This window comes from Microbacterium psychrotolerans (assembly GCF_031085295.1).
In the GTDB taxonomy this organism is placed as follows: domain Bacteria; phylum Actinomycetota; class Actinomycetes; order Actinomycetales; family Microbacteriaceae; genus Microbacterium; species Microbacterium psychrotolerans.
The window spans coordinates 582,886-604,389 of the sequence record NZ_JAVFWO010000003.1; the positions used below are offsets into that span (position 1 = coordinate 582,886).

Consider the following 21,504-nt stretch of genomic DNA (forward strand, 5'->3'; position numbering starts at 1 on the left):
CTCCGGGTCAATCCCGGAACCCCGGTTCCCCCCGGATGGGTCACCCGGCCCACCCGAACACCAAGAGAACACACGAAGGAAGACACCATGAAGAAGACGCTTGGAGCCGTGGCGCTCATCGGCGCCTCGGCACTGGTGCTCGCCGGCTGCGCCGGCGGGACCACCCCCGGTGGATCGGACGACGCCTCGGGGTTCGACCCCGACGGCGCCAAGAACCAGGACATCACGTTCTGGGTCATGGGCGGAGACACCCCCGATGAGCTGCGCGAGTACCTGAAGGACGAGTACAGCAAGGCGACCGGCGGCACCCTCACGATCGAGGAGCAGTCGTGGGGCGACGCGCTGACCAAGCTGGCCAACCAGCTGCCCGATGCGAAGAACACCCCCGATGTGACCGAGATCGGCAACACGTGGTCGCCGACGTTCACCACCTCGGGCGCGTTCAGCGACCTCAGTGAGATCTACGACGAACTCGGCGGGTCCGACCTGCTCCAGTCGTTCGTCGACGTCGGCACCGTCGACGGCGCGCAGTACGCGCTGCCGTACTACTTCGGCTCGCGGTACATCACCTACCGCAAGGACATCTGGGAGGCCGCAGGCCTCGAGGTGCCCACGACCCTCGAAGAGTTCAACGAGGACGTCAAGACGCTGCGCACGGCCGACCAGTCGGGCTTCTACATCGGCGGCGAGGACTGGCGCAACGGCGTCTCGTGGATCTTCGCCAACGGCGGCGAGCTCGCTGAGCAGGACGGCGACAAGTGGGTCTCGACGCTGAGCGACGAGAAGACCATCACGGGCCTCGAGCAGTTCCAGGACCTGTTCACGAACGCCTCCAACGCTCCGGCGACCGAGGACGACAGCACCCCGTGGGTCAACATCAACAACGACAAGAACGGCAACCCGCCGACGGCCGCCACGATCATCGCACCCGGCTGGGCGCACTGGTCGATCGGCGACTTCGTCGAGGAGAAGACCGCTGACGACGGCACCGTGTCGGAGGTCCGCGAGTGGAACGACGACACCTTCGGCGTCTTCCCCCTCCCGGGCACGACCGCGGGTGAGGCGGCCCCCGTCTTCGCCGGCGGCTCGAACATCGGCATCTCGGCCAAGAGCGAGAAGCAGGCGGGCGCCAAGGAGCTGATGCGCATCATCTTCTCCGACGAGTACCAGCAGATGCTGGGCGAGAACGGCCTCGGCCCGGCCAACACGAAGTTCGTCGACTCGCTGGGTGACGACATCTTCGCCTCGGCGCTCATCGACTCGGCGCTGAACTCGAAGCTCACGCCGGCCGCACCCGGCTGGGCCGCTGTCGAGGGCCAGAAGATCCTCGAGGAGTTCTTCGGCAAGGTCGCAGCGGGCGGCGACATCCCGGAGCTCGCCGCGGAGTACGACGAGAAGATCGACGCCATCATCAACGGCTGAGACCTTCACCAACCCCGGGGTCGCGGACACGCGTCCGCGACCCCGGTCCCCTGCGATACCCCTGAAGGAGGCGGGCATGGCGGTTCCTGCCCCCACCACACTGAAAGCGACCGGCAAGCGCGGCCACGGTCGCGATGCAGACGCCGACGCATCCGTCGGCCGTCGCCGCTCACCCGTTCCCTACGCTCTGCTCATCCCCGCGATCGCGATCCTGCTGTTCGGCATGGGCTATCCCGTCGTGTGGCAGGTCATCACGTCCTTCCAGAAGTACGGCGCGCTGCAGCAGCTCGGCGGCAAGGCCCCCGACTTCGTGGGACTCGAGAACTACATCGCGGTCGCCACGAGCCCCACGTTCTGGGAGGTCGCGGTGCGCTCCGTGATCTTCTGTCTCGTCACGGCGCTGGTCACGGTCGTCATCGGCATGGCGCTCGCCCTCCTGATGACCCGCGTCCCGTCGGGCGTGCGCATCACCCTGCAGATCGCGCTGCTGCTGGCCTGGGCCATGCCCGTCGTCGCCGCGATGACGGTGTGGATCTGGCTCTTCGACCGCCGGCGCGGCGTCGTCAATTACCTTCTCGACCTGATTCCGGGCGTCGACATGAACCAGTTCAACTGGATCGGGGGCGAGCCGTTCGTCTTCTTCATCGTCGCGTCGATCATCGTGACGTGGATGTCGGTGCCCTTCGTCGCCTTCTCCGCCTACGCCGGCCTCACGCAGGTCTCGACCGAGATGGTCGAGGCCAGCCAGCTCGACGGCGCGACCGGCTGGCAGCGTCTGCAGTACATCGTGCTGCCGATCATCCGCCCCGTGATCATGATCGTGCTGCTGCTCAACCTCATCTGGGATCTGCGGGTCTTCACGCAGATCACGATGCTGCAGGACGCCGGCTCGAACTCGAGCGACTACGACCTGCTGGGCACGTACATCTACAAGATGGGCGTCGCCGGCCTCAACTTCGGTCAGGGCGCGGCGATGGCGATCTTCGTCCTCGCCCTCACGATCGTCCTCAGCTGGTTCTACATCCGCAGTCTCTTGAAGGAGGACCAGGTCTGATGTCCGCGTCCGCACAACTCGCGCCCACGCCGGCGCCGCCCCGGTCGGGATCCGCCCGCCCCTCGGCGCCCGCCCCCAAGCGCCGCCGGCGCGGATCGGCCGCGACCTGGGGCTGGAGCATCCTGGCGATCCTCATCGCCCTGATCTGGGTGTTCCCCGTCTACTGGATGTTCAACTCGTCGATGCTGTCGTCGGCGACGCTGGAATCGTTCACGCCGACCTTCGTGCCGTTCGGCGGCTCGTTCGCCAACTACCGCGGCGTGATCGACGGCTCGTTCTTCAGCGCGCTGGGCATCAGTCTTTCGGTCACGATCATCGCGGTGTTCTTCTGCCTGCTGTTCGCGTTCCTCGCCTCGGTGGCGATCAGCCGGTTCCGCTTCCGCGGCCGCGTCTCGTTCATCCTGGCGATCCTCGTCATCCAGATGCTGCCCGCCGAAGGCCTGTTCATCGCGCAGTACAAGATGATGAGCGAACTGGGGCTGCTCTCGAACATCTTCGGCCTCAGCCTGCTGTACATCGCGGCCGTCGTGCCGTTCACCGTGTGGATGCTGCGCGGCTTCGTGGTCGGCGTCCCCGCCGAGCTCGAGGAGGCGGCGATGGTGGACGGCCTCAGCCGCACCCAGGCGTTCATGCGGATCACCCTGCCGCTGCTCGCCCCCGGGCTCGTCGCCTCCGGCGTCTTCGCGTTCCTGCAGTGCTGGAACGAGTTCACGGTCGCCCTGGTGATCATGAACGCCGAGAACCAGACCCTGCCGCTGTGGCTGCGCGGCTTCGTGCAGCAGAGCTCGAGCCGGGCGATCGACTGGGGCGAGGTGATGGCGGCCTCCTCCATCGTCGCGATCCCCGTGATCGTGTTCTTCGTGATCGTCCAGGGTCGTATGACCAGCGGACTCGTCGCGGGGGCGGTCAAGGGCTGATGCGCGCGCAGGACGACACGGCCTTCCGCGGGGAGGCCGGACGATGAAGGTCGGGCTGGACGTGGGCGGCACCAAGACCGACGCCGTTGCGGTGGACTCCGCAGGAGCGATCGCCGGGCGCATCCGCATGGCGACCGGCTGGGGCCCGGATGCCGTGGCGCAGACGGTCGTGGACGCCGTCCGCGCCCTGGGAGCGGAGGCCGCCGTGGACCTCTCTGCCGTGCGGTCGGTCGGGGTCGGCATCCCGGGGCAGATCGAGCCGGGGACAGGTCGCGTGGTACATGCGGTGAACCTCGGCGTCGACGAGCTCGACCTCGCCACCATGGTGGCGCCGCAGCTGAGGCTCGTCGCCCCGCAGCTGGGCGCACCGGTGCAGGTCGAGAACGACGTGAAGGCCGCCGCGCTCGGCGCCCACGCGCTGCACACGCGCAACGGCTCGCCCGCGCCGGGCTCGATGGCCTATCTCAATCTGGGCACCGGCATCGCTGCGGGCATCGTGTCGGACGGCGTGCTGTGGCGCGGCGCGCGCGGAACGGCCGGCGAGGTCGGCCACATCTCCGTCGACCCGAACGGCCCGCTCTGCCGGTGCGGTCAGCGCGGCTGCATCGAGGCCTTCGCGGGCGGTGGCGCGATCGCCGAGCGGTGGGCGAAGCGCTCGGCGCTGCCGGTGCGCGACGTCTTCGACGCCGCCGACGGGGGCGACCCGTCGGCACGCCAGCTGCGTGCCGGGCTGGCCCGCGGCGTCGCGGCGGCGGTGAGGGTACTGGTGCTGACGGCCGACGTCGATATCGTGGTGCTCGGAGGGGGTGTGACGGCTTTGGGCGATCGACTGATGGCGGATGTCGCAGCCGAGCTGTCGGCCAGCGCCGAGGCATCCCCGTTCATGCGCTCGCTGCATCTGACCGAACGGGTCGAGCTGCTGCCGCCGGGGTCACCGGCCGCCGCTCTCGGCGCGGCTCTGGTCGGTGCGGACGGCGATGCCACACACGACGCCGAGGAGGCACTGGTCCATGGCTGAGATCGTCATCGTCCGAGACAAGGCGGCGGCCGGGTCGCTCGTCGCCGACCACATCGCCGGTCTTCTGCGCGCGAACCCCGAGACCGTCCTCGGGCTTGCGACCGGGTCGACGCCCCTGCCCGTCTACGAGGCGCTGCGCACGCGGCTGGAGGGCGTCGACGTGTCGCGCGTGCGCGGGTTCGCGCTCGACGAGTACGTCGGCATCGACCCCGCGCACCCCGAGAGCTACCGCTCGGTCATCACGCGCGAAGTCGTCGAGCCGCTCGGGCTCGACCCGTCGCGCATCCGCACGCCGGACGGCACGCCCGAGGGCATCGAGCACCACGGCGAGGAGTACGAGGCCGCCATCCGCGAGGCGGGCGGCATCGACCTGCAGATCCTCGGGATCGGCACCGACGGTCACATCGGCTTCAACGAGCCCGGCTCGTCGTTCGCCTCGCACACGCGGGTGAAGACCCTGACCGAGCAGACGCGTCGCGACAACGCGCGCTTCTTCGCGTCGGTCGACGACGTGCCCATGCACTGCATCACGCAGGGTCTCGGCACGATCCTCCGCGCGCGGCACCTCGTCCTGCTGGCGTTCGGCGAGGGCAAGGCGGCGGCCGTCGCAGGTGCCGTCGAAGGCCCCCTGTCGGCGTCGCTGCCGGGCTCCGCGATCCAGCTGCACCCGCGTGCGACGGTGGTCGTCGACGAGGCGGCCGCTTCGCAGCTCGCCCGTGCGGACTACTACCGCTACGCGTACGACAACAAGCCCGACTGGCAGGGCATCTGAGCCCGGGGCCGCGGCCATCGGCCCTTCACGGTGTTGCCGGAACAGGTGTGCCGGCGGGTGCGGTCTCAGGTGGCGAAGACCTTGCCGGGGTTGAGGATGCCCAGCGGGTCGAAGACGCGCGCGATCTGCCGCTGCAGCTCCCACTGGTCGTCGCCGAGCTCGTCGGCGAGCCAGCGGCGCTTCAGCACACCGACGCCGTGCTCGCCGGTGAGCGTGCCGCCGAGGCGCAGCGCGGCGCGGAAGAGGTCGTCGGCGGCCGCCCAGACATGCTCGGGCGCCTCGATCACGCCGAACTCGTCGGGCTCGCCGGCGAAGATGAAGTTCGGGTGCAGGTTGCCGTCGCCGGCGTGGGCGACCGTCGGAATGACGATCCCGTGCTCGCGCTCGACGCGCGCGATCTCGTCGAACATGGCCGGAAGGGCGCTGCGGGGCACCGAGACGTCTTCGATGAGCGCCGTGCCGAGCGACTCCATGGCCGGATGCATCGACCGGCGGATCGCGAGCAGCCGCTCGCCCTCGGCACGGTCGTGCGAGAGGGCGACGTTGCCGCCGGCGATGCGCAGGACCGCGGCGATCGCGTCGGCCTCCGCCGCGGCAGCGGGTCCGTCGGTCTGGATCGTGAGCTGCGCGGCCCCGGGCGTGGGCGGGTCGAGCGACAGGAGCGCGTGCACGGCCGCCAGAGAGGCGGCATCCATCAGCTCCATGATCGCGGGCTGCGCGCCGGATGCGGTGACGGCGGCGGACGCCTCGGCAGCCCTCCGCACGTCGGGGAAGGTGGCCGCGATCGTGCAGACCTCGCCCGGCACGAGCCGACGGAGCTTGAGCGTGGCGCCGACCACGACGCCGAGCGTCCCCTCGGAGCCGATGACCAGCGACGTCAGGTCGAGGCCGGTCACTCCCTTGACGGTGCGGTGGCCGAGCTGCAGCAGGCGCCCGTCGGCGAGCACGAGGTCGACGCCCAGAACGGCGTCGCGCACGACGCCGTATTTGGCGCACAGCAGACCGCCGGCGCCCGTGGCGATGTTGCCGCCGACGGTCGAGATGGCCCGACTCGCGGGGTCCGGCGCCCACCAGAGCCCGTACGGCTCGAGGGCGGCGTTGAGGTCGGCGTTCAGGATGCCGGGCTCGACGACGGCCAGCAGATCGTCGGGGCGCACTTCGAGGATGCGGTCCATCCCGCGCACCGAGAGGGCGATCTCGCCCTGTCCGGCGTTGGCGCCGCCTGCGAGGCCGGTGCCGGCGCCGCGCGTGACGACGGGGGTGCCGGTGCGCGTGGCGATGCGGAGGGTCTGCTGGACGTCCGCCACGCTGCGCGCGTGCACCACGGCGATCGGCTGACCGGATGCCGCATGTCCCGATTTGTCGGCGCGTGCGGCGGCGAGCGACTCAGGCGCGGTGTCGACGCGGTCGCCGAGTTCCGCCCTCAGCAGCGCGAGTGCGTCCGCGCCCCGGGTCACGACAGACGCCGGCGGCCGGCGATGACCCCCGCGGTGACCGCGACGACGCCGAAGGCGAGCCCGATCCACGCATTGCCCATCGACCACCACGCGATCGTCGCCGAGGCGTACACGAGGAGCTCCACGATCGCGCGGACGAACGGGTGCACCGCGAACACGGCCCGCGGCGACACGAACAGAGCCCACAGGAGGATCGCCACGGCGGGTGCAGCGATGCCCGCGACGATGTTCCACGGGAACGGCCACATCGTGAAGCCCCACAGCGCGAGCGTGCCGAAGGCGAAGATCTCGCACACGAACGCGACCAGGTCGATCGCCGAGAGCGGCGCGCGGGTTCCCGGCGCCGGTTCGGCGGGCGGTGCGGGCGTGACGTTCGGCGTGTCGGACATGACCTCCAGTCTACGGCCGGGGCTCGGGCGCAGCCGCCTGGGCTGTGGGCTGCGCCGCGGTGCTCGGCCCGCGAAGACGGCGGGGCTACGGCGCGACCGACGTCGCCGTCGTGCTCGCGGCGGACTCGGCGGGCGTCGGCAGAATCGGCGTCGCCGCTGCGGTTCCGGCGGCGGGCGCCGCGGGTGCGGCAGCCGCTGGAACCGAGCTCGCCGGCGTCGAGGGTGCCGACGACTGGGCTGCGGCACGCCCACCGTGACCGGATCGCGGCGCGGTCGATCCGGACGTTCCCGCGAGCACCTCGGTGTCGGCGGACGTCCCGGAGGGGGCCGCGTCGTGCGCGGAGGCCATGACGTAGGCGTTCGCCTTGCCGTTCAGAGACCTCGAGGAGTTCGGCCTGCCGTTCTCTGCGCCGTTCCCCTCACCGGTGTTTCCGCCGTTGCCGTTGCCGGTGCCGTTCGTGGGGGTGCCGTTCCCCGTCGTGCCGCCGTTCCCGGTGGTGCCGCCGTTGCCGTTGCCGGTGCCGTTCTCACCCGGGGCTCCGTTGCCGGCGCCGTTCTCGGCACTGCCGTTGCCGGTGCCTCCGTTGCCATTGCCGGTGTTGCCGTTCCCGGTGCCGGCGTTGCCGTTGCCTGCGCCACTGGTGCCCTCGTGAGGGGGCGTCCCGGTGCCCGTGCTGTCGCCGCTGTCCGAGGCGCCGCCGTTGAGGGGAGATGTTCCGCTGCCGGCCTGCCCTTCCTCCGCCGTGCCGACCTCCGCGATCACAGGGAGGTCCGACGGATCCGGGCCGGGCGCCGGCAGCTGCAGGATGCCGTCCTTGGCCTCCGCCTCATCCTCGGTCTCCTCCGCGGGGGTGAGGACGGTCGAGTCGACGACGCTCGTCGGTGCGGGTGCGGGCGCAGCCGGCGGAAGCCCGACGGCTGCCGCCACGACGCCGCCGACGACGACGAGGCTTGCCGCGGCGAGCCCGGATGCGGCCCCGATGCCGACGGCGACGGATCCGCCGGCGGCGCCCACCGCCACGGCGGTTGACGTTCCGACCGCGGTGGCCGCACCGGCGGCGCCGGCGCCCGAGCTGACCGCGGCGGCGCCGGCGCCCAGCCCGCTGCCGGCGGTCGCCGATCCTCCGGCGGCACTGACCGCCGCGCCGGTGGTGGTCGCGGCGGCGCTCGTCGATCCTGCCGCCCCGGTGGATCCGGCGGCCGCACCGGTCACGCCGACCGGGCCGGCGGACACGCCGCCCTGGACGACGCTGGACGGCATCGAGGCCAGTGCGACCAGCGATGCGCCGCCGCCCTGCATCGTCGCGAGGTAGCCGGTGGTGCCGACCGCGCCCAGGGCGAGCGGGAGGAGCACCAGTGCCAGCCGGCTCGAGACCTCCTTGGCCTCGCTGGCGACGATCGAGCACCGCACGCAGCCCGCGAGGTGCCGTTCGACCTTCATGTGGTCACGGCGACCGAGATTGCGGCGGGCGTAGGCGCCGAGGCGCTCGATCGTCCATTGGCAGTCCGACCCGTCGGCCACGGAGCGCAGGTGGGCTTGGATCCACGCCTCGCGGAGCCCTTCGCGCGCACGGAAGGTCAACTGGGCGACCGCGGTCGCCTTCATGCCGAGGAGCGGCGCGATCTCGGCGGGCTTCATCCGCTCGATCTCGGAGTACCAGAGCACTTCCTGCCAACGAGTGGGCAGACTGCGGAACGCCTGGTGCGTGAGGCTGCGGTCGAGTGCCGCCTCGCTCTCGTGCTCGGCGGCCGAGGCGTCTTCGACGCCGTCGAGTTCTTCGTACGGCGTCTCGCGCCGTGCGCGACCCCACGCTGCCGCGGTGTTGCGGATGCTGGTGAAGAGGTAGGCGCGGAAGGATCCCGTGGGCCCCCCGCCGTTCACGATGGAGTGGTAGATGCGCGTGTAGGCCTCTTGCACGAGATCGTCGGCATCGAGGCTGGACGTCATATTGCGGGCGACCGTGACCCCGGCACGATAGTGGCGCCGCCACAGCTCGGCGAATGCCGAGGCGTCGCCCGAGCGCGTCCGCGACACCAGGTCGGTGTCTGCGACGACGTCGGGTTGGTGCTCGCGCACTTCATCGTGATCCATAGTGCCCCCAGTCCCGTGGGCGCACGGCGATCTTCGTGCATCCCGGGTTCGCGACGCCATCAGCGGCGCAACTCGCTCCATTGTCGTCGCCGTGAGGCGATTTGACCAGTGGTCGGCCGTGGTCGGCCGGCGCGGTGACGTCTGCTCTTCACGCGCGAGAACGGCGGCGCCGAGAAATTCTCAGGAAGTCGCGTAATAGATCGCCCGCCGCGCGGTCTCTTTCGTCAGAGTGGCTGGCCGCCCTTGTGTGGGGCATGACGGCGGCCGCCCCCCGCGGCGTAGTCGCGGACATGGCGGGGCTCGAAGGGATCTCGGGGGAGGGCCCTTCGGCCCCGCCTGCATTCGTCTGCACGGCGGTCGCTGGTGATGGGGCGGCGACGGCCGGCGATCACCCGCGGACGCCTCTCAGGCGCGGGCGTCAGGCGGCGCTGCCCGCGACCCACACCCGGCGCACCGTGAGGCCCTCGTCGAGCAGCACCGCGTCGGCCAGTGCGCCGATGTCGAGGGTTCCGAGGTCGGGGCGGCCGATCGCGCGCGCCGGCTGGGCGGCGAGCGCGTGCACGACGACATCGAGGGGAACGCCCGCGCCCGCGACGTGGCGCAGGGCGGCATCCTGGGTGAGGGTCGAGCCGGCGATCGCGCCGCCCTCCTCCAGCCGGGCCACTCCGTCGGTGACGCGCACGGCCAGACCGCCGAGCTCGTACCGGCCGTCCTGCGAGCCGGCGGCCGCCATGGCGTCGGTGATGAGGGCGATCCTGTCGCCGGCTACCGTGAAGAGCGTCGCGATCAGTTCGAGGTCCACGTGCACGCCGTCCGCGATGACCTCGAGCGTGACCCGTTCGTCGCGGAGCGCGGAGACCACCGGCCCCGGCGCGCGGTGGTGGATGCCGGGCATCGCGTTGAACGCGTGCGTCAGCAGCGTCGCGCCGGCGTCGAAGGCGCGGCGCGTCGTGGCGGCATCCGCGTCGGTGTGGCCGACGGCGACGGCTACGCCGGCGTCGACGAAGCGCCGGATCGCGTCGAACGCACCCGGCCGTTCGGGGGCCAGCGTCACCTGCCGGATGGTCCCGCGGCCCGCCTCGATGAGGCGATCGACGGATGCCGCATCCGGCGCACGCAGCAGGGCCTCCGTGTGCGCGCCCTTGTGGCCGGGGTCGAGGAAAGGACCCTCGAGGTGGGAGCCGAGGATCGTGGGATCGGCGTCGCAGAGGTCGGCCACCATCGCCACGCGCGCCGCGAGCTCGGCGATCGGCGCGGTGATGAGCGACAGGACGGCGCGCGTCGTCCCATGCGCTCGGTGGATGGCGCGGGCCGCGGCGATGGCGTCCAGGCCGTCGTCGAAGCCGGCGCCGCCACCGCCGTGGCCGTGGATGTCGACGAAGCCCGGAACGAGGCATCCGCCCCCGCCGTCAACCGTCTCGTCGGCGCGGGGGAGTTCGCCGCCGGCGCCCGCCGCGACGACCCGTTCGCCGTCGAACAGCGCCCAGGCGTCGTCGCGACCGCAGTCGACCGCGGCGGAGCCCAGCAGGCGTACGGAGTGGACGAGGGTGCTCATGCGGTCCTCCCGGTCAATGGGCGGCGTTCGTGCGGATGCGGGTCATTCGGTGGCCCAGGGGATCTCCTCGGACGGGTGGAAGCCGATGCCCATGCTCGTCCACAGCGGCCCGAGCGTGCCGACGCGCTCGCGGAAGGATGCCCAGGTGCGCAGCTCGCTCGTCCCCGTCGCCGGCGACCAGGCGGCTTCGGCCGCCGCGGCCGCTCGCGGGAAGGCCATGGTGTCGATGTCGGCGGCGGTGCGGATCGTCTCTGTCCACAGCGGCGCCTCGATGCCGAGGATGCCGGAGTCGTCGATCCCGGGGATCACGTCCGAGGGCTCCCACGAGTACGCGCGTTCGACGCTCGTCGGACCGTTCGCCCACGTGAGGCCGAGCTCGGGACCGGTGGGGTACTTCATGTCGAGGTAGACGGCGTCGGCGGGGGACAGGATGAGCTGCGCGCCGTTGTCGGCGAAGGCACGCGCTTTCTCGGCCATGCCCTCCTGCGGTGTGCGGTAGCCCCAGTACTGGCCGACGGTGGTGTCGGCGATGTCCGCTGCGGCGCCGGCCTCGTGCCACGCGACCGGCGTCTTGCCCAGGTCGGCGATGATGGCGCTCGCGCGCGCGACGAAGGCCGCGAAGTCCTCGTCGCTGGTCGAGAGCGACTCGTCGCCGCCGAAGTGGAGGTAGGGTCCCGGCGTCATCGCGGCGAGTTCGCCGAAGACGTCGGCGACGAAGTCGTAGGTCGCCTCCTCGTGCACCTTCACCGAGGAGAAGCCGACGGCCATGCCCTCGTACGGCACGCCGGCACGGGGCTCCTCGCCGCCGTAGTCCCGGATGATGTCGCGCATGTGCTCGCTGATCGTCGGGTCCTCGGCGAGTTCCGGGTAGGCCAGGCCGACGGCGTGCGTGTGCCCCGGCATGTCGACCTCGGGCACCACGATCATGTGCCGGGATGCCGCATACTCGACGATCTCGCGGTAGTCGTCCTTCGAGTAGAACCCGCCGGTGTCTCCGCCGACAGCGGTGGCCGAGGCGCGCGCGGTCAGCTCAGGACGCGAGTCGAGGTGGATGCGCCAGCCCTGGTCGTCGGTGAGGTGGAGGTGCAGTGCGTTCAGCTTCAGCGAGGCCGCGCGGTCGAGGTACCCCTTGACGGTCTCGACCGGGTGGAAGTGGCGTGCGACGTCGAGCATGACGCCGCGGTACGCGAAGCGCGGCGCGTCCTCGATCGTGACGGCGGGCACGATCCACTCGCCGCCGTCGCGGGCGATCAGCTGGCCGAGCGTCTGCACGCCGTAGAACAGTCCCGCCGCGTCGGCCCCGGTGACGACCACGGATCCCTCGTCGACAGCGATGCGGTACGACTCGGCGCCCGAGCCCGCCGAGCGGTCGATCCGCAGCTCGATGTCGGCGCCGTCGTCGGCGGAGGCCGGCGCCAGTCCGGCGCGGGCCTGGACGATCTCGGCGAGGGTGGCGGCGGCATCCGATTCACCCGCCACCGTCGTGGCGGACGACAGCCGGAACGGCGCACCGGACCCCGCCTCGATCGAGGCGGGCGCGGGGACGACGGCGGGAAGCGACACGGTGTCTCCATTCTGGGCGACCGGCGTGCAGCCGGCCAGCAGCGCGACGACGAGGGCCGCTGCCATGGCAGCCCGTCCACGTCGACGATTCATGTAAAGAGTCCTAACAAAAAGGATGAGGTTCAGCCTACCGGAACCTCTGATGCGGGCGTCACCCGGCGTCCGTTATGCTCGGGGTGTCGCGACTGGCGTTGAGGTGGGACACCACCGGGGAGCGACCGACTACGGCATTCGACCGCACGCCTGGGCCGATGTGACCCCGCCCCGGGGATTCTTCCGCAAGCCGTCGTCAGGAGATCGCATGACCGATCAGTTCTTCAACGCCCCTCTCTCGGAGGTCGATCCCGAGATCGCCCAGGTGCTCGAACGTGAGCTCGAGCGCCAGCGCGGCTACCTCGAGATGATCGCCTCCGAGAACTTCGTGCCCGTCTCGGTGCTGCAGTCGCAGGGCTCGGTGCTCACCAACAAGTACGCCGAGGGCTACCCTGGTCGCCGCTACTACGGCGGCTGCGAAGAGGTCGACGTCGCCGAGGAGCTTGCCATCCAGCGCGCGAAGGCGCTGTTCGGCGCCGAGTTCGCCAACGTCCAGCCGCACTCGGGCGCCACGGCCAACGCCGCCGTGCTGCACGCGATCGCGCGCCCCGGCGACACGCTGCTCGGGCTCTCGCTCGACCAGGGCGGCCACCTCACGCACGGCATGAAGATCAACTTCTCGGGCCGCCTCTACAACATCGTCGCGTACGGCGTCGACCCCGAGACCTCGACCATCGACATGGACGAGGTCCGTCGCCTCGCGATCGAACACCAGCCCAAGGTGATCATCGCCGGCTGGTCCGCCTACCCGCGTCAGCTCGACTTCGCCGCCTTCCGCGCGATCGCCGACGAGGTCGGCGCGCTGCTGTGGGTCGACATGGCGCACTTCGCCGGCCTCGTGGCCGCCGGCCTGCACCCGAGCCCGGTGCCGCACGCCCACGTCGTCTCGTCGACGGTGCACAAGACGATCGGCGGACCCCGCTCCGGCTTCATCCTCACCAACGACGCCGACCTCGCAAAGAAGCTCAACACGGCGGTGTTCCCGGGCCAGCAGGGCGGCCCGCTCATGCACGTGATCGCCGCGAAGGCGACGGCGTTCAAGCTCGCCGGGACCCCCGAGTTCAAGGAGCGCCAGGAGCGCGTCCTGCGCGGCGCGCACATCATCGCCGAGCGCCTGTCGCAGCAGGACGTGAAGGATGCCGGCATCTCGGTGCGCTCGGGCGGCACCGACGTGCACCTCGTGCTCGTCGACCTCCGCAACGCCGAGATCGACGGCAAGCAGGCCGAAGACCTCCTCCACGAGATCCACATCACCGTCAACCGCAATGCGGTGCCGAACGACCCGCGACCGCCCATGGTCACCTCGGGCCTGCGCATCGGCACGCCGGCGCTCGCAACGCGCGGCTTCGGCGACGCGGAGTTCACCGAGGTCGCGGATGTCATCGCCCTCGCGCTCCTGCCGAACGCCGACGTTGAGGCGCTGCGCGCACGGGTCGCCGCGCTGACCGCCGCCTTCCCGCTCTACCCGGGGCTCGAGCAGTGACCGCGCAGAAGCTCGACGGGCGCGCCGCGGCGGCGCGGATCAAGGAGGAGCTCCGCGAGCGGGTGGCGGCGCTGAAGGCTCAGGGCATCACGCCCGGCATCGCGACCGTGCTCGTCGGCGCCGACCCGGCCTCGCAGCTCTACGTCGGCATGAAGCATCGCGAGTCCGAGGCCATCGGCATGAACTCGATCCAGCGTGAGCTGCCCGCCGACGCCACTCAGGCCGACGTCGAGGCGCTGATCGACGAGCTCAACGCCGACCCCGAGTGCCACGGCTACATCGTGCAGCTGCCGCTGCCGAAGCACATCGACACCGACGCGATCCTCGAGCGCATCGACCCCGCGAAGGACGCCGACGGCCTGCATCCGACCAACCTCGGCCGGCTGGTGCTCAACGTCAACGGACCGATCACCACGCCGCTGCCGTGCACGCCGCGCGGCGTGATCGAGCTGCTGCTGCGCAACGACTACGACCTCAAGGGCAAGGACGTCGTGGTCGTGGGCCGCGGCGTCACCATCGGGCGCTCGATCGGCCTGCTGCTCACACGCCGTGAGATCAACGCGACCGTGACGTTGACCCACACCGGCACGACCGACCTCTCGCATCACCTGCGCCAGGCCGACGTGATCGTGGCGGCCGCCGGCGTCAAGCACATCGTGCGCGCCGAGGACGTCAAGCCCGGCGCGGCGGTGCTCGACGTCGGCGTCACACGCGAGGAAGATCCCGAGACCGGCAAGTCCAAGGTGTTCGGCGACGTGCACCGCGACGTCGCAGAGGTCGCCGGGTACCTGTCGCCCAACCCCGGCGGCGTCGGCCCCATGACGGTCGCCCTGCTCATGACCAATGTGGTCGAGGCCGCGGAGCGCGCCGCGGGCTGAGGCATCCATCCTGTCGAGGCGGCAGGTGGCGCGACATTCCGGAGACGGATGCCGCACCGCCTGCCGCTTCCGCGTTCGACTCCGACGGTCGGGCGAACGGACCACGCGGCCCCGACGGTCGGGCGAACGGACGGCCCTCAAGCGGTGAAGCGCGCGAGGAACTCGCGGGTGCGGTCTTCGCGCGGTGCGCCGAACACCTGAGCGGGCGGGCCGGACTCGAGGATGCGACCCTCGTCGAGGAAGACCACGCGGTCGGCGACGTCGCGCGCGAACGCCATCTCATGGGTGGCCATGACGATGGTCATGCCGTCGGCGGCCAGGTTGCGGACGAGGTCCAGCACCTCGCCGACGAGTTCCGGGTCGAGGGCGGATGTCACCTCGTCCAGGAGCAGCAACTCCGGCGAGGTCGCGACGGCCCGAGCGATCGCCACGCGCTGCTGCTGCCCGCCCGAGAGCCGGTCGGGGTGTGCGTCCGCCTTGTCGGCGAGACCGACGCGCTCCAGCAGCGCCGTGGCGGCGGCATCCGCTTCGCCCTTCTTCATGCGGTGCACGTGCCGCAGCGCGAGCGTGATGTTGCGCTGCACGGTCAGGTGGGGGAACAGGTTGTACTGCTGGAACACCACCCCGATCCGGGCGCGCACATCGTCCACATCGACCCGCGGCTCGCTGATGTCGACGTCGCGCAGCCAGATGCGGCCGTCGTCGATCGGCTCGAGCAGGTTCACGGTGCGCAGCAGGGTCGACTTGCCCGACCCGCTGGCGCCGATGAGCGCGACGACTTCGCCGGGCGAGACTTCGAGGCGGATGCCGCGCAGCACGTCGTGGTCGCCGAAGGACTTCCAGACGTCCTCGAGGCGCAGCACGGCGCTCATACGATCCCGCCGATCTGCTCGCGGGCGCGCACGCGCGCCGTGTACCAGTCCGTCAGACGGATCGTCGGGATCGCCAGCAGCACGAACAGCAGCGCCGCGACGACGTACGGCGTGAAGTTGAAGTACGCCGCTGTCTCGATCTGCGCCGCGCGCACGGCGTCGACCGCGCCGAGCAGCGAGATGAGGCCGACGTCTTTCTGCATCGCGACGAAGTCGTTCATCAGGGCGGGTGTCACTTTGCGGAACGCCTGCGGCACGACGACGAGTCGCATCGACTGACCGTGGCTCAAGCCGAGGGATCGCGCGGCATGCCGCTGCGAAGGATGCACTGCCTCGATGCCCGCGCGGAACACCTCCGACACGTACGCGGAGTACGTCAGCGTAATCGCGATCGTCCCCCAGAACTCGGTCGGCATCCGCACCGGGATCAGCTGCAGCCCCGGGATGCCGAAGCCCACGAGATACAGGACGATGATGAGCGGGATGCCGCGGAAGACGTCCGTGTACGCCGCCGCGAGAGCCCGCAGCGGCAGCCACACCGGCCCGCGGAGCGTGCGCAGCGTCGCCAGCAGCAGTCCGAACACGAGCACCAGCACCGCAGACATCGCGAGCACCCGGAGGTTGAGCAGGAACCCGTCCCAGACGCGGGGGAGCGACGCGAGTGCGATCTCGGGGTCGAAGAACTGCTGCTGAACGCGAGCCCAGCCGGGCGTGTTGATGATCAGCAGCCACGCGAGGACGGCGACGACGAGTGTCGAGGCGATGCTGACGGCGACGGATGCCGCCCCCTGCCGTTTGCGGAACGCGCGGCGTGCGAGCTCGACGTCGCTGACCTGCCGGGGCTCGTGCGGTGGTGAACCGGTGCCGGCCGCCGCGCGGGCGCGGTCGGCGGCGGCACTGCCGGGTGCGGGGGTCATCCGGCCAGGGTAACGGCGGTCGGAGTCACTTCAGCAGCGGCGCCTGTCCCTCGCCACCCAGCCACTCGCTCGCGAGCTCGTCGAGCGTGCCGTCCTCGCGGAGGGCATCGACCGCAGCCGTCACCTGCTCGGTCAGCGGGGAGTCCTTCGCGAGCACCAGGCCGAACTGGTCGCCCGTCTCGCCGTCGGGCGTGGGCAGCTGACCGACGAGCACGCCGTCGGTCAGCTCGACGCCCGAGATGTAGAACGCCGTCGGCAGGTCGACGACGATCGCGTCGACCTGCCCGTTCTCGAGCGCGAGCTTCGCGTCGTCGTTGCTGTTGAACGCCTGCGCACCCTGCGTCGGCTGGATCACCGACTCGATGGTGGTGTAGCTGGTGGTGCCCGTCTGGGCGCCGATCAGCAGGTCCTTGAGGTCGGCGATCGACGTCGCGTCGGCGGCGGGGGAGGCAGCCGTGGTCACCACGACCTGCGTCGTCTCGTAGTACGGCGAGCTGAAGTCGACCGACTCCTTGCGCTCGTCGGTGATCGAGAACTGCTGCAGGTTGACGTCGAAGTCCTTCGGCCCGGGCGCGATGGCCTCGTCGAAAGTGGTGCGCACCCAGACGACGTCGTCGGCCTCGAAGCCGAGCTGCTCGGCGACGGCGTAGGCCACGGCGGCCTCGAACCCCTCGCCCGACTCGGGGTCGTCGTCGATGACCCACGGGTAGTACGCGGGCTCGCCGGTGGCGATGGTGATCTTGCCGGGCGTGACCCAGCCTTCGTCGGAACCGGACTCCGAGGCGCTCGGCGTGCCGCTCGAGGCGCAGCCGCTGAGCGCGAGAGCCGCGACGGCGATGCCGGCGGCGGCGAGACGGAGCGGGTGCGAGCGACGCGACATGGTGCCTCCAGGAGTCGGGTGGCCGGCTCCGCGTGCTGTCGCGGCGCCGATCCCTCCATCTTGGCGAGAGCGCCGTCCGACGGATCGAACGGGTCGCTTTGTTACGCGGCGGGACAGACGGATGCCGGGGACGCGGCATCCTTCCCGCGGGCGTTCACGGTGTCGCGCCCGCTCGCCGAGCCTCCGCCGCGGCCAGCGCGGCCCGTGCACCATCGGTCGGTGCGACGACGACGAGCCCCTGGTAGAGCTTCACCAGCGTCTCGATGTCGAGCTCGCCGGTGCGGGCACGGTCGCAGTGCACGGCTTGGATGGCCGCCTCGAGCTGGAAGCGCCCGAGCGGGCGCCCGAGCGCGGAGGCTCGCCGCAGCAGGGCGGCTCCCTCTGCGATGAGCGCGCGGTCCCAGAGCGCCGGGTCCTGCTCGTCGAGCGGTGGCCGGGGCGCCTCGGCTCGCGCGGGCGCCCGGGACTGCGCGTAGGTGAGAAGCGCGGCGAGCCCCCATGCCTCGGGCTCGTCGCCGAGGAGTGTCGCAGTGAGCACCGCGAGCCAGCGCGCCTCGTCGGCGAGCGACTCCCGCGGCTCGTCGCCCTGATCCAGCCAGCCGATCGCGTAGGCGCCGTAGATCGCCTCCAGCACGGCGGGCAGCCGTGCGGGCATGTCGGTGCGCGTCGGAATCCGGAACGGGATGCCGGCGTCGCGGATGCGGCGCTTTGCACGCACGAGCCGCTGCGCCATCGCAGACTGCTCGACCCCGAACGCGCCCGCGATGGCGGCGGCGTCGAAGCCGAGTACGGACTGCAGCATCAGCGGGGTACGGACGGCGGGGTCGATCGCCGGGTGCGCGCACACGAAGAGCAGCTCCAGCCGCCTGTCGGGGATCGCCTCGCTCTGCTCGAGCGCCGTGAGCGCATCGACGGCGTGCTCGTCGGCCAGCGCGGCGGCGACTCCGTCATCGAGCGGAACACCGCGGCGGTGCGATGCGGAGCCCAGGGCATCGCGCAGGCGGTTGCGGGCCACGGTGACCAGCCACCCTTCGGGATTGGCGGGGATGCCGGCATCCGGCCACGCGCGCAGCGCACGCTCGAACGCGTCGGCGAGGGAGTCCTCGGCGAGGGCGAGGTCCGTTCGTGGAGGCCGCGAGGATCGACAGGATGCGGCCGTACGACGCCCGCGCGGCGCGCTCGGCGACCGCGCGGGCGTCTTGGCGTGCGGCGTCGTCGGGGTCCGCGCTCCTTGGTGCTCCCTGCAGCGGATCGGCGCTGTGCGGAGGGGGAGTGCGGTCCGTCGGCATCAGCGCGCGAACGTCGTCCAGGCGCCGTCACGGAAGTGCGTCGCGCTCGGCCGCACCTCGACAGCACCCCAGCCGGCGGACGGGGCCCGGCCGGCCCACGCGATCGCGGCGTCGAGGTCGTCGACCTCGATGACGAAGGTGCCGCCGAGCTGCTCCTTCGTGTCGGCGAAGGGGCCGTCCTGCACGCGGAGCGTCCCGTCTGCCGCGGTCACGGTCGTGGTCACCGCGGAGGGCTGGAGCACCTCGGCGGAGATCAGCACGCCGGCGTCGTCGAGCGCCTTGGCGTACTCGTCGAACTCGCGCATGCCTTCGGCCAGCGCTTCGGGACCGAGGTCCTCAGGGGTCATCTCGGGGTAGTGGAGGAGCAGTGCGTACCGCATGGCGTCGTCCTTTCTGGTGGATTGCGACACCCGTATGACGATCTCCGCCGTCGCCGATCGACAGCCCGGGGGAATCAGCCGTTTCCGAGCTCATCCAGCATGCGCCGCTGCTCGTCGGTGAGCCCGTCGTCGAGCTCGCGGCGACCCGCGTCCGTCGCGGGTGCCGGTGCACCGGGATAGGTGGCGCGGGGGCTCGGGACTCCGGCTGCCGAGGACGCGGCATCCGATCCGACGGTCTTCGTCCCCGTCGCCCTGTCGTAGAGGGTTCCCGCATGGCCCTCGACCTTGTCGTCGACCGCGCCGTAGATCGCCCAGCCGATGAGGAGGAACACCGGAGGCAGCACCCAGCCCCAGAAGGCGCCGAAGATGCCGCCGCCGATCGAGACGCCGGTGAACAGCACGGTGGCGATCCACACGAGGAAGGCGACGGCGAACGCCAGGAAGAACTCGACCAGCTTCTCGCCGGCCTTGGTGCGCTGCCCGGCGGATCTGGCCGCCATCGAGCGGAACCACTTCTCTACGAGCGGCTTGATCCAGATGACGAGTGCGGTCAGGACGATGCCCGCCCACAGCGCCGCCCAGCCCACGCGCGCCGGCGTGAGCCAGCCGACGACGAGCAGAACGAGGATGTTGAACACGAGCAGCGACGCGAACCGCACGACCCACTTCTTCATGCGTTCACTGTGCCATGTCAGGCAGTGACGGTCGAATGGATGCCGCGTCGTCGCGCTGCAGTCCGTCGGCGCTCAGTGGGCCACAACTCCTCCTTCACCGCGAGGCAGACCTCGCGTGCCCACGGAATCACGCGGAGCGTCGGGTGCGCAGGGTGCGTTCTTGAGGAGTTGCGCCACACCCGCGAGGCGACGGGATGCCGCGGCCGGCGCCTCAGTACGACTGGCGCTCGCCGGCTGCGTCGCTGCGGTCGGTGCGGACGAACCGGGCGGCGAGGGCCTCCGAGCCGCGGGCCAGGAGCGCGACATCGGCGCCGACGAGCACGAACGCCGCCCCCGCCTCGACGTAGGCGTCCGCCGCGGCCGGGTCGAACGCGTTGACCCCGACCGGCTTGCCCGCTGCGCGCACGGCGTCGAATGCGCGACGGGCGGCGGCGACGACATCCGGGTGGGTCTGCTGGCCGAGCACCCCCATCGACGCGGCGAGGTCGGACGGCCCGACGAAGACGCCGTCGACGCCGTCGACCGCGGCGATCTCCGCCGCGGCGTCGACACCGGCCGTCGTCTCGATCTGCACGAACAGCGACACGTGGGCGTCGGCGTCCTGCAGGTACCGGTCGACACGGTTCCAGCGCGCCGAGCGCGCGAGTGCGGAGCCCACCCCGCGCGTGCCGCGAGGGGGATAGCGCACGGCGGCCACGACGGCCTCGGCATCCGCTCTCGACGACACCATCGGCACCAGGAGGTTCTGGGCCCCGAGATCGAGCACCTGCTTGATGGTCACGACGTCGCCGATGGGCACGCGCACCACCGGCGTCACCGGGTACGCGGCGACGGCCTGCAGCTGCGCGAGCACCGACTCGAGCCCGTTGGGGGAATGCTCCATGTCGATCAGCAGCCAGTCCAGGCCCGCGCCGGCGCAGATCTCCGCCACGAGCGGTGAGCCGGTGCAGACCCACATGCCTGCCAGGGGACGGCCGGCGTCGGTGAGCGCGTCGCGGAAGGTCGGGGTCAGACGAAGCGGCATTCGATGACTCCCATCGGTCCGTAGTCGCACAGCACGCTATCGCCTCGCGACACCCACATGGGGCGCGTGAACGATCCGGCGAGGATGATCTCGCCGGCCTCGAGGTGCGCGCCGTGCTGGTGGAACTTGTTCGCGAGCCACGCGACGCCCGTCGCCGGGTGGCCGAGTACGCCCGCGGCGACGCCGGTCTCTTCGATCTCGCCGTTGCGCGAGAGCACACCGGGAACCCAGCGCAGGTCGATCTCGTCGGGGCGCTTGTGCACGGTGCCCAGCACCATCGCGCCGTAGGCGGCGTTGTCGGCGATCGTGTCGACGATCGTCCGGCCCTCCAGCTCGATGTGCGAGTTGAGCACCTCGAGCGCGGGGACGGCGTAGTCGATCGCCGCGAGTGCGTCGTCGAGCGTGCAGTCGGGGCCTTCGAGCGGCGTCTTGAGCACGAACGCGAGCTCGACCTCGATCCGGACGTTCGAGAAGGCGTCGACCGGGATCTCCGCGCCGGATTCGTACACGGTGTCGTCGAACATGACGCCGTAGTCGGGTTCGGTGATGCCCGTCGCCTGCTGCATCGCCTTCGACGTGAGACCGATCTTGCGTCCGACGAGCCTGCGGCCGGCGGCGATGTTCGCATCGCGCCAGACCCCCTGGATCGCATAGGAGTCCGCGACGGTCGCGTCGGGGTACCGCGCCGTGATGCGCGGGATCACGCCGTGGGTGCGGCCGGCCTCGGCCAGCTCGTCGGCGAGCCGCCGGATCACCTCGGATGGGAGCATCGGTC

General features: G+C 71.2%; 20 protein-coding genes, 1 pseudogene and 1 riboswitch. Of the genes and pseudogenes, 7 read left to right on the forward strand and 14 right to left on the reverse strand.

Translation table 11 applies throughout. The features are described from left to right. Nucleotides 1–87 precede the first annotated feature (87 nt). The 5 genes from Q9R08_RS11605 (at nucleotide 88) to Q9R08_RS11625 (ending at nucleotide 5,183) form a co-directional block, all read left to right on the forward strand. Nucleotides 88–1,422 (forward strand): extracellular solute-binding protein, encoded by a 1,335-nt coding sequence (locus tag Q9R08_RS11605; protein ID WP_308868173.1) that lies wholly within the window; start codon nucleotides 88–90, stop codon nucleotides 1,420–1,422. 76 nt (nucleotides 1,423–1,498) lie between these two features. Continuing rightward, nucleotides 1,499–2,476 (forward strand): carbohydrate ABC transporter permease, encoded by a 978-nt coding sequence (locus Q9R08_RS11610; RefSeq protein ID WP_308868175.1) that lies wholly within the window; start codon nucleotides 1,499–1,501, stop codon nucleotides 2,474–2,476. Then, complete coding sequence (locus Q9R08_RS11615; RefSeq protein WP_308868176.1) at nucleotides 2,476–3,393, forward strand: carbohydrate ABC transporter permease; 918 nt, start codon at nucleotides 2,476–2,478, stop codon at nucleotides 3,391–3,393. The genes Q9R08_RS11610 and Q9R08_RS11615 overlap by 1 nt, the downstream gene beginning before the upstream one ends. A 43-nt stretch (nucleotides 3,394–3,436) precedes the next feature. Then, nucleotides 3,437–4,411, forward strand: coding sequence for an ROK family protein (locus tag Q9R08_RS11620; RefSeq protein WP_308868177.1), 975 nt, complete (start codon nucleotides 3,437–3,439; stop codon nucleotides 4,409–4,411). Next, nucleotides 4,404–5,183 (forward strand): glucosamine-6-phosphate deaminase, encoded by a 780-nt coding sequence (locus Q9R08_RS11625; protein WP_308868178.1) that lies wholly within the window; start codon nucleotides 4,404–4,406, stop codon nucleotides 5,181–5,183. Before Q9R08_RS11620 ends, Q9R08_RS11625 begins: the two co-directional genes overlap by 8 nt. 65 nt (nucleotides 5,184–5,248) lie before the next feature. Here the strand turns inward: Q9R08_RS11625 and Q9R08_RS11630 are convergent, their stop codons facing one another. The 5 genes from Q9R08_RS11630 to Q9R08_RS11650 form a co-directional block, all read right to left on the reverse strand. Then, complete coding sequence (locus Q9R08_RS11630) at nucleotides 5,249–6,640, reverse strand: FAD-binding oxidoreductase (protein WP_308868180.1); 1,392 nt, start codon at nucleotides 6,638–6,640, stop codon at nucleotides 5,249–5,251. Beyond that, nucleotides 6,637–7,029, reverse strand: coding sequence for a YrdB family protein (locus tag Q9R08_RS11635; protein ID WP_308868181.1), 393 nt, complete (start codon nucleotides 7,027–7,029; stop codon nucleotides 6,637–6,639). Before Q9R08_RS11635 ends, Q9R08_RS11630 begins: the two co-directional genes overlap by 4 nt. An 85-nt stretch (nucleotides 7,030–7,114) precedes the next feature. After that, a complete protein-coding gene (locus Q9R08_RS11640; protein ID WP_308868182.1) occupies nucleotides 7,115–9,121 on the reverse strand; it encodes a sigma-70 family RNA polymerase sigma factor in 2,007 nt (668 codons plus the stop codon). A 418-nt stretch (nucleotides 9,122–9,539) separates the two neighbouring features. Continuing rightward, entirely contained in the window at nucleotides 9,540–10,676 is a 1,137-nt protein-coding gene (gene nagA, locus Q9R08_RS11645; RefSeq protein WP_308868183.1) for an N-acetylglucosamine-6-phosphate deacetylase, read from the reverse strand. Between the two features lie 42 nt (nucleotides 10,677–10,718). Then, nucleotides 10,719–12,239, reverse strand: a complete 1,521-nt coding sequence (locus Q9R08_RS11650; protein WP_418001349.1) for a beta-N-acetylhexosaminidase — start codon at nucleotides 12,237–12,239, stop codon at nucleotides 10,719–10,721. Nucleotides 12,240–12,410: 171 nt separating this feature from the next. Next, a riboswitch (ZMP/ZTP riboswitch) is annotated at nucleotides 12,411–12,495 on the forward strand. Nucleotides 12,496–12,540: 45 nt separating this feature from the next. Here Q9R08_RS11650 and glyA point away from each other — a divergent pair. Then, on the forward strand, nucleotides 12,541–13,815 hold the full coding sequence (gene glyA / locus Q9R08_RS11655; protein ID WP_308868185.1) for a serine hydroxymethyltransferase: 1,275 nt from the start codon (nucleotides 12,541–12,543) through the stop codon (nucleotides 13,813–13,815). Next, nucleotides 13,812–14,693 (forward strand): bifunctional methylenetetrahydrofolate dehydrogenase/methenyltetrahydrofolate cyclohydrolase, encoded by an 882-nt coding sequence (locus Q9R08_RS11660; RefSeq protein ID WP_308868186.1) that lies wholly within the window; start codon nucleotides 13,812–13,814, stop codon nucleotides 14,691–14,693. Before glyA ends, Q9R08_RS11660 begins: the two co-directional genes overlap by 4 nt. Nucleotides 14,694–14,830: 137 nt before the next feature. Here Q9R08_RS11660 and Q9R08_RS11665 read toward each other — a convergent pair whose 3' ends face one another. The 9 genes and pseudogenes from Q9R08_RS11665 to Q9R08_RS11705 all read right to left on the reverse strand — a co-directional run bounded on the left by Q9R08_RS11665 (nucleotide 14,831) and on the right by Q9R08_RS11705 (nucleotide 21,499). Continuing rightward, nucleotides 14,831–15,565 carry an amino acid ABC transporter ATP-binding protein gene (locus Q9R08_RS11665; protein ID WP_308868187.1) on the reverse strand — a complete coding sequence of 245 codons (735 nt, stop codon included), beginning with the start codon at nucleotides 15,563–15,565 and terminating at the stop codon, nucleotides 14,831–14,833. Beyond that, nucleotides 15,562–16,482, reverse strand: a complete 921-nt coding sequence (locus tag Q9R08_RS11670) for an amino acid ABC transporter permease (RefSeq protein WP_308868188.1) — start codon at nucleotides 16,480–16,482, stop codon at nucleotides 15,562–15,564. The genes Q9R08_RS11665 and Q9R08_RS11670 overlap by 4 nt, the downstream gene beginning before the upstream one ends. 25 nt (nucleotides 16,483–16,507) lie before the next feature. Further along, complete coding sequence (locus tag Q9R08_RS11675; RefSeq protein ID WP_308868189.1) at nucleotides 16,508–17,362, reverse strand: ABC transporter substrate-binding protein; 855 nt, start codon at nucleotides 17,360–17,362, stop codon at nucleotides 16,508–16,510. 154 nt (nucleotides 17,363–17,516) lie between these two features. Continuing rightward, complete coding sequence (locus tag Q9R08_RS11680; protein WP_308868190.1) at nucleotides 17,517–18,377, reverse strand: RNA polymerase sigma factor; 861 nt, start codon at nucleotides 18,375–18,377, stop codon at nucleotides 17,517–17,519. Nucleotides 18,378–18,398: 21 nt separating this feature from the next. Continuing rightward, nucleotides 18,399–18,614: pseudogene (locus Q9R08_RS11685) on the reverse strand (hypothetical protein); the annotation flags it as partial. Nucleotides 18,615–18,650: 36 nt separating this feature from the next. Beyond that, nucleotides 18,651–19,031: a YciI family protein gene (locus Q9R08_RS11690; protein ID WP_308868191.1), complete on the reverse strand. Its 381-nt coding sequence runs from the start codon at nucleotides 19,029–19,031 to the stop codon at nucleotides 18,651–18,653. A 74-nt stretch (nucleotides 19,032–19,105) separates the two neighbouring features. Further along, nucleotides 19,106–19,705, reverse strand: a complete 600-nt coding sequence (locus Q9R08_RS11695) for a hypothetical protein (RefSeq protein WP_308868193.1) — start codon at nucleotides 19,703–19,705, stop codon at nucleotides 19,106–19,108. Nucleotides 19,706–19,916: 211 nt separating this feature from the next. Beyond that, on the reverse strand, nucleotides 19,917–20,729 hold the full coding sequence (locus Q9R08_RS11700; RefSeq protein WP_308868194.1) for an HpcH/HpaI aldolase family protein: 813 nt from the start codon (nucleotides 20,727–20,729) through the stop codon (nucleotides 19,917–19,919). After that, nucleotides 20,714–21,499 carry a 2-keto-4-pentenoate hydratase gene (locus Q9R08_RS11705; protein ID WP_308868195.1) on the reverse strand — a complete coding sequence of 262 codons (786 nt, stop codon included), beginning with the start codon at nucleotides 21,497–21,499 and terminating at the stop codon, nucleotides 20,714–20,716. The genes Q9R08_RS11700 and Q9R08_RS11705 overlap by 16 nt, the downstream gene beginning before the upstream one ends. Between the last annotated feature and the right edge of the window lie 5 nt (nucleotides 21,500–21,504).

What these genes read in the sequence shown, in the direction of transcription:
- glyA (WP_308868185.1), top strand. Translation starts at nt 12,541, where the DNA reads ATGACCGATCAGTTCTTCAACGCCCCTCTCTCGGAGGTCGATCCCGAG.
- Q9R08_RS11675 (WP_308868189.1), bottom strand. Translation starts at nt 17,362, where the DNA reads ATGTCGCGTCGCTCGCACCCGCTCCGTCTCGCCGCCGCCGGCATCGCC.
- Q9R08_RS11700 (WP_308868194.1), bottom strand. Translation starts at nt 20,729, where the DNA reads ATGCCGCTTCGTCTGACCCCGACCTTCCGCGACGCGCTCACCGACGCC.
- Q9R08_RS11640 (WP_308868182.1), bottom strand. Translation starts at nt 9,121, where the DNA reads ATGGATCACGATGAAGTGCGCGAGCACCAACCCGACGTCGTCGCAGAC.
- Q9R08_RS11670 (WP_308868188.1), bottom strand. Translation starts at nt 16,482, where the DNA reads ATGACCCCCGCACCCGGCAGTGCCGCCGCCGACCGCGCCCGCGCGGCG.
- Q9R08_RS11695 (WP_308868193.1), bottom strand. Translation starts at nt 19,705, where the DNA reads ATGAAGAAGTGGGTCGTGCGGTTCGCGTCGCTGCTCGTGTTCAACATC.
- Q9R08_RS11705 (WP_308868195.1), bottom strand. Translation starts at nt 21,499, where the DNA reads ATGCTCCCATCCGAGGTGATCCGGCGGCTCGCCGACGAGCTGGCCGAG.
- Q9R08_RS11625 (WP_308868178.1), top strand. Translation starts at nt 4,404, where the DNA reads ATGGCTGAGATCGTCATCGTCCGAGACAAGGCGGCGGCCGGGTCGCTC.
- nagA (WP_308868183.1), bottom strand. Translation starts at nt 10,676, where the DNA reads ATGAGCACCCTCGTCCACTCCGTACGCCTGCTGGGCTCCGCCGCGGTC.
- Q9R08_RS11615 (WP_308868176.1), top strand. Translation starts at nt 2,476, where the DNA reads ATGTCCGCGTCCGCACAACTCGCGCCCACGCCGGCGCCGCCCCGGTCG.
- Q9R08_RS11605 (WP_308868173.1), top strand. Translation starts at nt 88, where the DNA reads ATGAAGAAGACGCTTGGAGCCGTGGCGCTCATCGGCGCCTCGGCACTG.
- Q9R08_RS11620 (WP_308868177.1), top strand. Translation starts at nt 3,437, where the DNA reads ATGAAGGTCGGGCTGGACGTGGGCGGCACCAAGACCGACGCCGTTGCG.
- Q9R08_RS11665 (WP_308868187.1), bottom strand. Translation starts at nt 15,565, where the DNA reads ATGAGCGCCGTGCTGCGCCTCGAGGACGTCTGGAAGTCCTTCGGCGAC.
- Q9R08_RS11635 (WP_308868181.1), bottom strand. Translation starts at nt 7,029, where the DNA reads ATGTCCGACACGCCGAACGTCACGCCCGCACCGCCCGCCGAACCGGCG.
- Q9R08_RS11690 (WP_308868191.1), bottom strand. Translation starts at nt 19,031, where the DNA reads ATGCGGTACGCACTGCTCCTCCACTACCCCGAGATGACCCCTGAGGAC.
- Q9R08_RS11610 (WP_308868175.1), top strand. Translation starts at nt 1,499, where the DNA reads ATGGCGGTTCCTGCCCCCACCACACTGAAAGCGACCGGCAAGCGCGGC.